Genomic DNA, 13,577 nt, shown 5'->3' with positions numbered 1-13,577 from the left:
CTCCGAGACGCCTGCACCCCGATCGGGGGCTGCCCGACCGCGTGTTCAGGGGCGTCCTGCGCGGCGGCGGCGGGCTGGTCCTCGCGATCATGCTGCTGGTCGGCGGCTTCCTGACGTACCGGGCCTGGCAGGCGCTGTCGGTCGCGAAGTGGGACTTCGTCACCACTGAGGCGTGGGAGCCCGAAGGCGGGCACTTCGGCATCGCGGCCGTGCTCGTCGGAACGGTGCTGATCGCCATGGTCGCCATCGTGTTCGCCGTACCGCTGGCGCTCGGCACCGCGCTCTACATCTCCGAGTACGCGCCGCCGCGGATCCGTCAGACCCTCATCAGTGTCGTGGACCTGATGGCGGCCGTGCCGTCGGTCGTCTACGGCCTGTGGGGCCTGTTCTTCTTCCAGGGGCACGTGGTCACCGTGTCCCGCTGGATCTCGACCTACTTCGGCTGGATCCCCCTCTTCAAGGTCGACGGCGCCGATCCGAAGGACCCGCTCGCCACCGCGACGGTCTACACCTCCTCCACCTTCATCGCGGGCATGGTCGTGTCGCTGATGGTCGCGCCGATCATCTGCTCGGTGGTGCGGGAGGTCTTCTCGCAGGCTCCGGTCGGTGAGCGGGAGGGCGCGTACGCGCTCGGCGCCAACCGCTGGGGCATGATCCGCAGCGTCGTCCTGCCCTTCGGCAAGGGCGGCATGATCGGCGGCACCATGCTGGGCCTGGGCCGGGCACTCGGCGAGACCATCGCCGTGTACCTGATCATCTCGCCGGTGTTCGTGATCCAGCCGCACATCCTGCAGAACGGCACCAGCTCGGTCTCGTCCCTGATCGCCCTGCGCTACGGCGAGGCGAGCCCCATGGGCATGTCGGCGCTGATGGCCGCGGGCCTCGCGCTCTTCCTGATGACCCTCGTGGTCAACTTCGCCGCTTCGTCGATCGTCGCCCGCAGCCGTTCCGGCGCGACGAGCGACTCCTGAGGAGACCGAGCCCGATGACCGTCACCGCTCCACAGAGCCCACCCGGCGACCAGGGGCCGGGGGCCGATCCGAGCCCCGCGGGTGCGCCGAAAGCACCGTCCCCGGCCCCGGCCACCCACCTGCCCGGCGCGAGTTCGACGCGCGGAGACTCGCGCCGCAACCTCTCCACGCTGCGCGCCACCGACGTGTACGCCATGGTCGGCGCCGGCGCCGCGTCCCTCGCCCTCACCTGGCTGATCTTCGACCGGCTGCTGCCCTTCAACGGCGCCCTGGGCTTCGTCGTCATCGCCTACGCGCTCTTCATCGCCCTGTACGCACTGCTGGTCTCCTTCGACGAGGACGGTCCCGCGGTCCGTGACCGGGTGGCCGCCGCGATCGTCCAGAGCCTCGGCCTGGTGATGCTGACCGTGCTGGCCTTCGTGGTCGTCTACACCCTCTACGAGGGGCGCGAGGCGCTGCCGCACCTGAACTTCTACACCCAGTCGATGGCCGACGCGGGTCCGCTGGAGCCCCTCAGCGTCGGCGGCATCGTGCACGCCATCGTCGGCACGCTGTGGCAGATCTCCATCGCCCTGGTGATCTGCATACCGACCGGGCTGGTGTGCGCGGTCTTCCTCAACGAGGTCCCGGGCGCCTTCAGCCGGTTCGTCCGCACCATCGTCGAGGCGATGACAGCGTTGCCATCCATCGTGGCCGGACTGTTCATCTACGCGACCTTCATCCTGAGCCTCGGTTTCGGTCAGTCCGGCCTCGCCGCCGGGCTCGCGATCTCCGTGATGATGCTGCCGATCATCATCCGCGCGGCGGACGTGGTGATCCGACTGGTCCCCGGCACGCTGCGCGAGGCGTCCTACGCGCTCGGCACCTCACGGTGGCGCACGGTCTGGCACGTGGTGCTCCCCACCTCGCGGTCGGGGCTGACCACGGCGGTCATCCTGGGCACCGCGCGCGGTGTGGGCGAGACCTCGCCGGTCCTGCTGACCGCCGGTTTCACCCAGGAGCTCAACACCGACCCGCTCCACGACCCGATGGTGTCGCTGCCGCTGGCGGCCTTCAAGCTCGTCGAGTCCCCCGAGCCCACCTACATCGCCCGCGGCTTCGGCACCGCGGCGGTGCTTCTGGTGCTGGTGCTCGTCCTGTTCGTCGCGGCCCGCGTCGTCGGCGGCCGTGGGCCGGGCAAGCTGACCCGCCGCCAGGAACACCGCCGGGTCAGGGCGTCCCGCCGTGACGCGCAGCGCTTCGACGTGTACGCAACCGCCGGCCGGCCGTCGGCCGGTCCCGCCTCGACCAGTTCCGCATCGACGAGGAGCACCCCGTGATATCCGCACCCGTCCGTCGTCCGCGCAGCGTGCGCGTGTACCAGGCGCTGGCGCTGGTCGTCGCACTGGTCTGCGCGCTCATGGCCGTACATCCGCCAGGTGCCTTCGCGGTCACCTACGTGAAGATCAGTGGCTCCGGCTCGACATGGAGCGCCAACGCCATCGAGCAGTGGCGCCGCAACGTACGCCAGCAGGGCATGACCGTGAACTACGCGTCGGTGGGCTCGTCGGTCGGACGTACCCAGTTCGCGAACGGCACGTCCGACTTCGGTGTGTCCGAGATCCCCTACGGCCTCAAGGAGTTCGGTACGACCGACACTCCGCCGCAGCGCAAGTACGCCTACATGCCGATCGTGGCCGGCGGTACGTCGTTCATGTACAACCTGAAGATCGGCGGCAACAGGGTCACCAACCTGCGGCTGTCCGGGGAGGTCCTCAGCAAGATCTTCACCGGCAAGCTCACGATGTGGAACGCGCCGGAGATCAGGGCGGACAACCCCAAGCTGGCCCTGCCTGCCCGCCGTATCGTCCCGGTCATCCGCTCCGACGGCTCCGGCACCACCGCGCAGTTCACCCTGTGGATGTCCAAGCAGTACGGCACCCTGTGGAACGACTACTGCCGTCGGGCGGGCAAGCCCACGCCCTGCGGTCTGACGTCGTACTTCCCGAACATCCCCGGCTCGGGCTTCGTCGCCCAGTCCGGCTCGCTCGGCGTCGCGGGCTACACCAAGCAGCCCCAGGCCGAGGGCGCCATCACCTACGTCGAGTACTCCTACGCCAGGAACGCGGGCTTCCCGGTCGTCAAGGTCCTCAACAAGTCCGGGTACTACGTCGAGCCGACCGCCTCCAGTGTGGCCGTCGCCCTGACCCAGGCGCAGATCAACAACGACTCGCGGTCCGCGAACTACCTCACCCAGAACCTGGACGGGGTCTACACGTACGGCGACCGGCGCACCTACCCGCTGTCCAGCTACAGCTACATGATCGTCCCGACCAAGGAGGAGATGGGGTTCACCAAGGCCAAGGGCGCCACGCTGAGCGCGTTCGACAACTACTTCCTCTGCGAGGGCCAGCAACTGGCCGACCGGCTCGGCTACTCGCCGCTGCCGATCAACCTCGTGCAGGCGGCCATGGAGCAGGTGCGCAGGATCCCCGGCGCCGTGTCGGACGACATCAACATCAAGAACTGCAACAACCCGACGTTCTCCAGTGACGGGAAGAACCTCCTGGCGCAGAACGCCCCGTATCCCGCGGCGTGCGACAAGAAGGGGTCGGACCAGTGCGCCACCGGCACCGGCGGCGCCAAGCAGTCCACCGCGCCGAGCGGCTCCGGTACGTCCGGCGGCGGCTCGGGCTCGGGTGGCTCCGGCACGACCGGCGGTTCGGGCACGTCCGGCGGTTCCGGTTCGACGGGCGGATCGGGCGCGACGGGAGCGGCCGGCACCACCACCGGCGGCAGCGGTACGGCGGGCGGCACCGGCGGTACGGACGGGACGACGGCAGGTGGCGTCGTCGACCCCGACACCGGCCAGGTGCTCGGCGGCGGCGGAGGCACCGGCGACACCTCGGTCGCCGCCAGCCCGGTCTCCCTCGGCACCGGCGACGCCCTCGGTCTGCGCACCGCGCTGATGGCACTGTCGGCCGTGCTCCTGATCGGCGTGGTCGTCGGTCCACCCCTGATCGGGCGCATGATGTCCCACCGCGCCCGCCGCAAGGGGGGTGTGGCATGACCGCCATGTCCCGGTCACGGCGGCGCGTCGCCGCCGCCGTGAGCGCGCTGCTGGCCGCGCTGGTCCTGGCCCTGCTCCCGCTGCCGTCCGCCACCACGTCCGCCGTGGCCGCGGACGGCACGGGGGAGGACTCCGCGGTCACGGTGACGGGGAAGCAGGGCAAGTACGACGACTTCTCCAAGCTGAAGGTGACCGTCCACCAGACGAAGAACCTGCGGTCGCAGGGGGTGCGGGTCACCTGGCAGGGCGGGGCGCCGACGATCGACGGACAGAACGCCGCCGTCAACTTCCTGCAGATCATGCAGTGTTGGGGCGACGATCCGGCCGGGCCCGACCGTGATCAGTGCGTCTTCGGCGGCGACGGCTCGATACTCGGGGCCGGAAACGGGCGGCTGGTCGGCACCGATCCGGGCGAGACCCAGTACCCCGGTGGCTTCGTCCCGTTCCGCCCGGTCGGTGACCTTCCCCCCACCAAGTCCTCCCACGACTTCACCTACTTCGGTCCGCTGGACACCAACGAGCAGCGGTTCGCCAGAACCTACGCCGACGGCACGGGCGAGGTGACCTTCGAGGCGCAGGACGGCATCCAGGCGTCCCACCTGGGCTGCGGCATGAACACGGCGCCCGCCGGGAGCGACCCCGCTGCGCGGCACTGCTGGCTGGTCGTCGTCCCGCGCGGCACGCACGACGCGGACGGCACCGAGATCACCAAACCGAACCAGGCGGGCAATTCACTGCAGAGCTCGCCGCTGTCCACGACGAACTGGGCTCAGCGGATGGTCGTCCGGCTGGACTTCCAGCCGGTCGACGCGTTCTGTCCGCAGGGCCAGCCGGAGCTGCCCACGGTCGGCTCCGAACTGATGACCGACGCCGTCACTTCCTGGCAGCCGAAGCTGTGCTCGTCCACGGGGAGCACGTTCGCCTTCACCCAGGGCGGCGAGGAGGAGGCCAGAGGCCAGGTCCTGAGCACGTCGGTCGACGCGCCCCTGCTGGGCTTCACCGTCGACCCGGTCGCCCGGCCGGACGACGGATCCAAGGTCGTGCACGCGCCGGTGGCGGTGTCCGGACTGGCGATCGCCTTCTTCATAGAAGGTCCGTCCGGCGTGGTCCAGGGAATGAAACTGAATCCGCGGCTCGTGGCGAAGATGCTCACCCATTCCTATGTGGAAGACGTGACGCTGGGTGCCACCCCTGATTATCTGAAAGGGAACAGCACTTCCCTCGTCGCGGATCCGGAATTCAAGGAATTGAATCCTGGATTCCCGCAGCTGAGCAATCACCAGCTGAGGAGCCTCATGGTCCCGTTGCAGTCCTCCGACACCACGCGGATGGTCTGGAACTGGCTCCAGTCGGACGCGGACGCCCGGGGCTTCCTCTCCGGGACGAAGGACCGATGGGGGATGCGGGTGAATCGCTATTTCCAGGACCTGAAGCTGGCGGAGAACACCACGCTGACCGACTACCCCAAGGTGGACCCGACGACCACGCCGGCCCTCGGCAACGGGACGCCCCCTCTCAGCTACGCGATCACCGACCTGGACCCTTACACGGCCGACCTGCACGACGGGGCCGTGCGAACCCGCCGGGGCAACAGCACCCGCACCATCCAGTGGCAGTCGGGGGACACCGCCCAGTCGCCGGCCAAGCTCATCAACGACGCGCCCATGTCGGGTCAGCGTGCCGTGATGGCGATCGTCGACGCCGCGTCGGCGGAGCGTTACGGGTTGACGACCGCGGCGCTGCGCAACGCGGACGGCAACTTCGTGAAGCCCTCGGCCGCCACGCTCACGGCCGACGTCGCGACCATGCGGCCGTCGTCCGAAGACGCATCGGTGCTCAAGCCCGACCCGGCGCGCGCCAAGGGGCAGGCGTATCCGCTGACGGCCGTCGCCTACGCCGCGGCCTCGGTGAACCAGGACGCGAAGGCTCGCAAGGCGTACGCCCAGTTCATCAGGTACGTCGCGGGATCGGGCCAGACGCTCGGCGTGTCGGCGGGCCAGCTGCCCTTCGGCTACGCGCCGTTGCCTGCCCAGCAGCGTCTGCAGGCCCGGACCGCCGCCGACGCCCTGGAGCGCGGCGAGACGGTGACCAGCCCTCCGTCCGACGGGTCGAACCAGGGTGGCACGGGAGGGCTCGGATCCGGAGCCGGCGGCGGAGGAACCTCCTCCGGCGGGGGCACCGGCGGAGCGTCCGCGGGCGGGACGGGCGGCGGCGCCACCCCCTCGGCCTCGGATTCCGCCGCCGCGGTGAACGGCTCCGCGCCACCCTCCTCCGGGCCGCAGCAGAATGTCGCGGAAGCCAAGGCGGGATTCACCCCCGGAGAGATCCTGGGAGTTATTCGCTGGATTCTTCTCGTCGTCCTGTTCCTGGGCGGGGCGGCAGGACTTTCGGGTCCGATAATGCTGCATTTCGCGCAGCGCCGGACTCCCTAGGAGGCGCCTAGGAAGTCTGCCCGTAACCTTTCTCTCACGGGGAATTGGTTGGTCGCCGCGCGGAAATCCTGGAATTGTTTGCGGTGGCCGACCGACGGGCCGGCAGGAAAAAGATCCGGATTTTGCTTGAACGGCCAGCCTTCGAAATCCAGAAAACAAGGGGTTCAGAAGTGAACGTCAAGTCTCGCGCCAAGGTCGGCGCTGCTTTCGGTGTCGCGGCTCTCGGTCTCGGCATCCTGGCCTCCCCCGCTTCGGCGGACCCGAGCCCGGTCACCGACTACCGTCAGCTGGCGGGTGTCGGTTCGGACACCACGCAGTACGTCATGAACGGCATCGGCGACGCCGTCACGAACACGGGCGGCAAGATCGTCGCGTCGTGGAACGCCACCGGCACCGCCACCGTGAAGACCAAGGCGACCGGCTGTGACACCGTCACCCGCCCGGACGGCTCCTCGGCCGGTATCAACGCGCTGAACGCCGACATCACCGCCGGCACCCACTGCATCGACTTCGCCCGCTCCTCGCGTGGCCCGGTGGACACCACCACCACGGACCTCACGTGGATCCCGTACGCCAAGGACGGTGTGACCTACGCCACCGACCTGGGCAGCACGCTGCCGACGAACCTGACGAAGGCGCAGTTGGCCGCGATCTACCAGTGCAACTCCACCGAGTTCCCGAACGCGCAGCCGCTGCTGCCGCAGTCCGGCTCCGGTACCCGGACCTTCTGGCTGTCGGCCATCGGGATCACCGAGGCGCAGGTCGGCTCCTGCGTCGACGGCACCATCCAGGAGCACAACGGCGCCGCGATCCTCAACGGCAACCAGCTCATGCCGTATTCGATCGCCCAGTGGATCGCCCAGGGCAAGGGCCTCTCCGACGTCCCGAACCGGCGCGGTGAGTCGCGTCTGCGCGGTATCAACGGCCTGGCTCCCACCACGGGCACGGGCTCCGCGATCGCGCTCAACACGGCCTTCGACCCCGGCTTCCTCCGCGACGTCTACAACGTCGTCCCGACCGCCAGCCTCTCCGACTCCGTCATCGCCGAGACCTTCGTCGGTACGGGCTCGAAGGTCTGCGCCGCCACTTCCACGATCGCGACCTACGGCTTCGGCGCCGTGTCCAACTGCGGCGACAGCACCACCGCGTCCCTCAAGGGCGAGCGGTGATCCGTGATCGTCAGCTGATCCTCGCGTGACGGCCGGGCACCCTCCAGGTGCCCGGCCCCACGCGCTGTCCCTGAAATCCGTCAACGTAATCCGTCAACCGTCCCCCGGGGGGCATCGCCGTGACAGTGCCACAACCATTCCGAAGAGCGGCCGCGATCGTGGCCGCCTGTGCCTTACTCGCCCTGGGCCTCGTGGTCCTGGCCATGTCCCAGTCCCAGCCTGCCCGGGCGGCGTCCGTCGGCGAGTTCACCATGACGCCCGCCGGCGGCAAGATGAGTGACCCGCAGCCCATCGCCGGCTCGATCGGGATCCCCGGCGCGTGTCCCGCCGCCACCATCGAAGACCTCAACTGGAACAGCGTCCTCGCCCTGTACGTCGTCAAGGCCGACGGCACCGAGGTGAAGGCGCTCAACGGGATCACCAGCAAGGCCCCCTACACCGCGGCGACCCCGGCGGTCTCGCTGGTCGCGGCGGACAACCCGGGGATGGTGGTCAGCAGTCTGGCGGACGCCATCACGGGCGACGGCACCTACGAGTTGCGCCTGCGGTGCGTGGACAACTACGACTGGGCCGTTCCGCCCGACTCGATCGTGCCGGGCGACCCGTACTGGACCCAGAAGATCACCGTCACCGGCGACAACTGGGTGGTCGGCGAAGGCGCGGAGGCCACCCAGGTCGCGCTGACCGCCTCCCCCGCCGTGGTCGCGCCCAGCGAGGAGACCACGCTCACCGCGACGGTGTCGCCCGCGGCGGCGGCCGGTACCGTCACCTTCCTGGAAGGCGCGACCACGCTGGGCCAGGCCACGGTCGCGAGTGGCAAGGCCGAGTTCAAGACGTCGACGCTCGCCGAGGGGGACCACGGCGTCACGGCCCGCTTCACTCCGGGGAACGCCGCCGAATGGGGAGCCTCGGAATCCGCGCCCTTCGAGGTGACCGTGCAGCTGCCGAGGTACGAGATGCGCGACGCTGCGGGGAAGGTGCTGGCCTACAACCCCGAGTTGCAGCGCGGCCAGACCGTGAGGGTCCTCATCCGCGGATGCCGGCCGAGCGCGATGTACTCGATGACCATGTTCCACAACGACGCCACCTTCCCCGCCGCCACGGCCGACGCGAGCGGGACGGTCACCTGGTCCACTCTGACCGTGCCGGACGACGCCGTGGCCGGGGCGAGCAACTGGGACTACAGCCCGGACTGCACCGGCGGCAAGAACCCCGTGCGTGCGGTGGACTTCACCGTCCCCGAGCCCTCCTCCGAGTCCCCGTCGGCGAGCCCGACCGACTCCCCGACGGACAACCCCTCCGACGAGCCCACCGACGGCTCCAGCAGTGAACCGACCGACGGCTCTTCGGGCGACTCGTCCGGCACCACCACGTCCGGCACCACCACGACCGGTGGCAGCGGCACCGGCGGCGACTCCACCTCCGGCGGGACCTCGCCCACCGGGGGCCTCGCCTCCACCGGCAGCCAGATCGCGCTGTTCTCCGGCCTCGGAGCCGTCATCCTCGTCACGGCCGGCGTCCTCGCCATGCGGTTCGGCCGCCGCGAGGGGCTGCTGAAGTTCGGCGACCCCCGCTCGTAGCGGCTCGGGAGCACGGGTGGCGGGCCCCCCATCCCGCCGCCCGCGCCTTCGTATCTCCACCACACACCTCTCCACAGGAGCGCTCCCCGTGACCGTGTTGTCCCCGCCCCCGCCGGCCGACGCGCCGCCGGTGCCGGCGCCCGAGCCCAGGTCCGCCGCGGGGCCGCCGCGGGCCGAGCGCCCCGGCTTCGCGTTCGCCGGGGCCGCGCTGTGCGTGCTCGCCGCGCTGCTGCTCGGCTTCGCCGCCAACCTCACCATCGTCGGCCACCTCCAGCACGCGCGTGACCAGCAGACCGCGTACGACGAGTTCCGCCGTCAACTCGCCCTCGGAACGGCACCGGTGGGCCAGCGGGGTTACGACGGCAAGATGCTGGAGCCCGGCGCGCCCGTCGCCCTGCTGCGCATCCCGGCGCTGGGCCTGAAGGAGGTCGTGGGGGAGGGCACCACCTCCGGGGTGCTGATGTCCGGCCCCGGCCACCGCCGGGACACCCCGCTGCCGGGACAGGCCGGCACCAGCGTGATCATGGGCCGTCAGTGGGGGTACGGCAGCCCGTTCAACGACCTGCACCAACTGCCCCTCGGCACCGAGATCCGGCTGACGACCGGTCAGGGCACCGCCACCTACAAGGTCTCCTCCATCCGCCGCAAGGGCGACCCGCTGCCGCCCACGCTCAAGGAGGGCCAGGGCCGGCTCACGCTCATCACCGCCGACGGCGCGCCCTACACCCCCTCCGGCACCCTCCGCGTGGACGCGACCCTGGCGAGTGCCGTACAGCCCGCCCCGCCCCGCCCGCTGACACTCGGCTGGATCGACGAGTCCGAGCAGGTCCTGGGCACGGAGAACGCCGCCTGGCTCTCGGTCTTCCTCTGGTCGCAGGGGCTGCTCGGCGCCGCCCTGCTCACCATGGCCGCGTACCGCGTGTGGGGCCGCTGGCAGACCTGGATCGTCTGCGTGCCCGTGCTGACCGCCCTCGGCCTCGCCGTCTCCGGCGCCACCACCCGCCTGCTGCCCAACCTGCTCTGACCGACGAGGAGTTCCACCATCATGTCCGACACGAACCCGACGCTCGTCGACGAGATCCTCGACCCGACGGTGAAGATGCGGAGCACCAGGGCGAGCAGGCCCGCCGTCTCCGGCCCCGGCGAGAGCAACCCGGCGACCCTGGAGGCCGACTCCCTCTCGGCCTGGTTCGGCGACCACAAGGTCCTGGAGCACGTGTCGCTCACCATGCCCGCCCGCAAGGTCACCGCGCTCATCGGCCCGTCCGGCTGCGGCAAGTCCACGTTCCTGCGGATCCTCAACCGCATGCACGAACTGATCGGCTCCGCCTCCCTCGCGGGCCGGGTGCTGCTGGACGGCGAGGACATCTACGACCGCGGCCGCCGCATCACCCACGCCCGCCGCCAGATCGGCATGGTCTTCCAGAAGCCGAACCCCTTCCCGGCGATGTCCATCTACGACAACGTCACCGCCGGCCTGAAGCTCGGCGGCATCAAGGCCGGCCGTGAGAAAAAGGACTGGCTCGTCGAGGAGTGCCTGACGAAAGCGGGCCTGTGGAAAGAGGTCCGGGACCGGCTCCGGCAGCCCGGCGGCGCGCTCTCCGGCGGCCAGCAGCAGCGTCTGTGCATCGCGCGTTCGCTGGCCGTACGACCGCGGGTCCTGCTCATGGACGAGCCGTGCTCCGCGCTGGACCCGACCTCGACGCGGCGCATCGAGGAGACGATCCACGAGCTGTCCGAAGAGGTCACCATCGTGATCGTCACCCACAACATGCAGCAGGCCGCCCGGGTCTCCGACCAGTGCGCGTTCTTCCTCGCCGAGCAGGGCACCCCCGGCGCCATCGTCGAACACGGCACCACGGACGCGATGTTCAACAACCCGCGGGACCCGCGTACGACGGACTACGTGAACGGACGCTTCGGATAGGACGAGCGGTCACACGAACGGAGGCGCCGGATGCCAGGCACCCTCCGAGCGACGAGCGAGGGACGATCCCGCCGCGCGGTGGCCCGTACCGCGGCCGTCCTGGCCGCTGTCGCCTCCGTCGCCCTCGCCGGCTGCGCCGTTCCCGGTGCGCCCGAGAAGGCGTTGGCGGGCCCACCCGCGTCCGTCCCGTCCACCGAGCGGACAGCCCCGGACGCGGCCGCGCCCACCCCACTCGGGACATCGGCCCGCCCCCGCACGCCCGAACCCACTCCCACTCCACCGTCCCGCGCCCCCGCTCCGGAGTCCTCGCCGTCCCCCAGCGCGCCCACCGTGTCGCCGACGACGAAGCTCCCGGACCTGTCGCGCACGCCACCCCCGTCCAACTCGCCGCGCTCCGGCACCACGCCCGCGAAGCCGTCACCGAAGCCGTCGTCTGCCGGTGCCGGTGCCGGTGCCGGGGCCGAGACGTTCGGTCGGCGCGGCCCGGACGGTTCGACCACCCTGCGCATCGGCTCCTGGTCGGCCCGGGTGGTACGCGGTGGGCAGGAGGCGGTGGACGCGTGCCGCGACGCCGTGCAGTGGACGGGGCCCGACCTGGGGACGGAGGACGGCTACGCGCTGCGTACCGCCGTCGTCGTCGGCCACGACTACTGCGGCTTCGAGCGGTTCGCCAAGCTGCCCGTGGGCACCGTCGTCACCGCCACGACGCCACGCGGCACGTTCGAGTACCGCGTGTACGCCCACTACGTCAGCCCCGGCCGCGGCACCCCGTCCCAGGGCCTGTACTGGGGCGACCTCACGCTCCAGTCCTGCGTCGGCCCGAACACGGGCTTCAGCTACCTCATGCGCGTGTGAGGGCGGCGCGGCCGGAGCCCGACACGGGGTCCAGTTGCCTGGGGGGCGGGCTGAACCCCGTGTCCGGCCCATGCGCGGCGTCCCGCTCATCGTGGTGATGGGGGCGCGGGACACCTGGCGGGCGGATGCGTCCAAGGGGGGTGAGGAGCACATCCGCGCTTCCCTCCAGCGTGAGACGCGCGGGGACGGAGCAGGCAGCCGAGGAGCATGCGACAGCCCAACTCCCCGTGAATCGAGAGACGTTCGAGTCCAGGTTTGGTGCCGTACGGACGCCGGCTCAGGGCGCGCTCGGCCACACCAGCGCCATGTACGCGCCGCAGTACGCCGAACCCAGCAGTGCCGCGGTCACGGCGAGGGCCCGGAAACGGGACGAGGCGCGGGACAGGTGGAGGGCCAGGGGGAGCAGGAGCGGGAAGGCCGGCATGAGGAAGCGGGCACGGGGGAAGTAGACACCGCCGCTGCCCAGCACGATCAGCAGCAGGACGCCGGTGAAGACCAGCAGGGGGAGCGGCTGCCGGTCCCAGACGCACAGGGCGTAGAGGACCACGGACACGAGCAGCGTGACCGTCACCGTCACCAGGAAGAGCTCCGGCGTGGAGTCCTGCACCAGGACCTCCCGCACCCGGCGCACGGTCTCCACGCCGCCGTCCCACTCGTTGTGCCACAGCCGCTGTACGGCGAAGTAGCCGTCCCAGCGGCCGAGCCGCACGCCCACCCAGCCGAGATACGCGAGCCACCCCGCCGGGGCGAGGGCCGCTGCCGCGAGCGCGCGGGGCGAGAAACGGTGCCGCAGGGAGAGCAGCGCCGTGACGGTGACCGCGGCCGCCGTCGCGATGCCGGTCGGGCGGGTCAGGCCGGAGAGCGACGCCAGAGTGCCCGCCCAGAGCCAGCGGCCGGTGAGCACCGCGTACAGCGACCAGGCGGCGAACGCCGTGAAGAGGGACTCCGTGTAGCCCATCCACTGGACCAGGCCGACCGGGAGAGCCGCCCACAGAAAGGTCAGCAGCAGGGCCACGCGCCGGCCGTGGAGATGGTGGCCGACGGCGAACACTCCCCACGCGGCGAGGAAGGAGGCGGCGATCGAGATCGCCAGACCCGTCGTGGCGCGCGTGCCCGGGGTCAGGACCGCGACCGCCTTGACCAGGTACGGGTACAGCGGGAAGAAGGCGAGGTTGTTCGCGTCGTACCGGGTGCCCAGGTGGTGGGTGTAGCCGTGGTGGGCGATGCCCAGGTACCAGTCCGCGTCCCACTTCGTGGCCAGGATGGGCCACACGCCGTGGTGCTGATGGTGCGCCCACTGGTTGAGGAGCAACAGGCCCACGAGGCGTACGGCCGCGTAGGCGAGGAGGGCGGGCGCCGCCAGGCGCAGATGGGTGCGGAGGGCGCACAGGGTGCCTGTGCCCGTACCCGTGCCCGCCCTCGTGCCCGTACTGGTGTTCGCGTTGGTGTTCGGGGGGAATGCGCCGGGAGCGTTCCGGGGTGGGGAGGATGTCGGCCGGGAGGCGGTCGAGGACACGCGGCAGCTCCTGGGGCTCGGCGGTGCGCTACCGCCAACCGTTCCTCGGTCGGATGGTGGCGCACCGGAGCGCTGCGT

At 70.8% G+C, this 13,577-nt stretch carries 10 protein-coding genes; 9 read left to right on the top strand and 1 reads right to left on the bottom strand.

Annotation, left to right across the window (positions count from 1 at the left end; genetic code table 11):
• The first annotated feature begins 41 nt into the window (after window positions 1–41).
• The 9 genes from pstC to OG568_RS20710 all read left to right on the top strand — a co-directional run bounded on the left by pstC (window position 42) and on the right by OG568_RS20710 (window position 11,983).
• Window positions 42–971: a phosphate ABC transporter permease subunit PstC gene (gene pstC / locus OG568_RS20750; RefSeq protein WP_241757179.1), complete on the top strand. Its 930-nt coding sequence runs from the start codon at window positions 42–44 to the stop codon at window positions 969–971.
• Window positions 972–985: 14 nt separating this feature from the next.
• Window positions 986–2,290 (top strand): phosphate ABC transporter permease PstA, encoded by a 1,305-nt coding sequence (pstA, locus tag OG568_RS20745; RefSeq protein ID WP_329532668.1) that lies wholly within the window; start codon window positions 986–988, stop codon window positions 2,288–2,290.
• Window positions 2,287–4,020, top strand: coding sequence for a phosphate ABC transporter substrate-binding protein PstS (pstS, locus tag OG568_RS20740; RefSeq protein WP_329532667.1), 1,734 nt, complete (start codon window positions 2,287–2,289; stop codon window positions 4,018–4,020). The genes pstA and pstS overlap by 4 nt, the downstream gene beginning before the upstream one ends.
• Window positions 4,017–6,452 (top strand): hypothetical protein, encoded by a 2,436-nt coding sequence (locus OG568_RS20735; protein ID WP_329532666.1) that lies wholly within the window; start codon window positions 4,017–4,019, stop codon window positions 6,450–6,452. Before pstS ends, OG568_RS20735 begins: the two co-directional genes overlap by 4 nt.
• A gap of 170 nt (window positions 6,453–6,622) precedes the next feature.
• Window positions 6,623–7,621, top strand: coding sequence for a substrate-binding domain-containing protein (locus OG568_RS20730; RefSeq protein ID WP_329532665.1), 999 nt, complete (start codon window positions 6,623–6,625; stop codon window positions 7,619–7,621).
• 125 nt (window positions 7,622–7,746) lie between these two features.
• Window positions 7,747–9,201, top strand: a complete 1,455-nt coding sequence (locus OG568_RS20725) for an Ig-like domain-containing protein (protein ID WP_329532664.1) — start codon at window positions 7,747–7,749, stop codon at window positions 9,199–9,201.
• An 88-nt stretch (window positions 9,202–9,289) separates the two neighbouring features.
• Window positions 9,290–10,225, top strand: a complete 936-nt coding sequence (locus OG568_RS20720; protein WP_329532663.1) for a sortase — start codon at window positions 9,290–9,292, stop codon at window positions 10,223–10,225.
• A 21-nt stretch (window positions 10,226–10,246) separates the two neighbouring features.
• A complete protein-coding gene (pstB, locus tag OG568_RS20715) occupies window positions 10,247–11,128 on the top strand; it encodes a phosphate ABC transporter ATP-binding protein PstB (RefSeq protein WP_443077708.1) in 882 nt (293 codons plus the stop codon).
• 30 nt (window positions 11,129–11,158) lie between these two features.
• Complete coding sequence (locus tag OG568_RS20710; protein WP_329532662.1) at window positions 11,159–11,983, top strand: hypothetical protein; 825 nt, start codon at window positions 11,159–11,161, stop codon at window positions 11,981–11,983.
• Window positions 11,984–12,260: 277 nt separating this feature from the next.
• Here OG568_RS20710 and OG568_RS20705 read toward each other — a convergent pair whose 3' ends face one another.
• Complete coding sequence (locus tag OG568_RS20705) at window positions 12,261–13,499, bottom strand: hypothetical protein (protein WP_443077707.1); 1,239 nt, start codon at window positions 13,497–13,499, stop codon at window positions 12,261–12,263.
• Between the last annotated feature and the right edge of the window lie 78 nt (window positions 13,500–13,577).

Source organism: Streptomyces sp. NBC_01450 (assembly GCF_036227505.1).
GTDB lineage: Bacteria > Actinomycetota > Actinomycetes > Streptomycetales > Streptomycetaceae > Streptomyces.
Note: the sequence above shows the minus strand (reverse complement) of the source record. Positions and strands in the feature narration are given on the sequence as shown.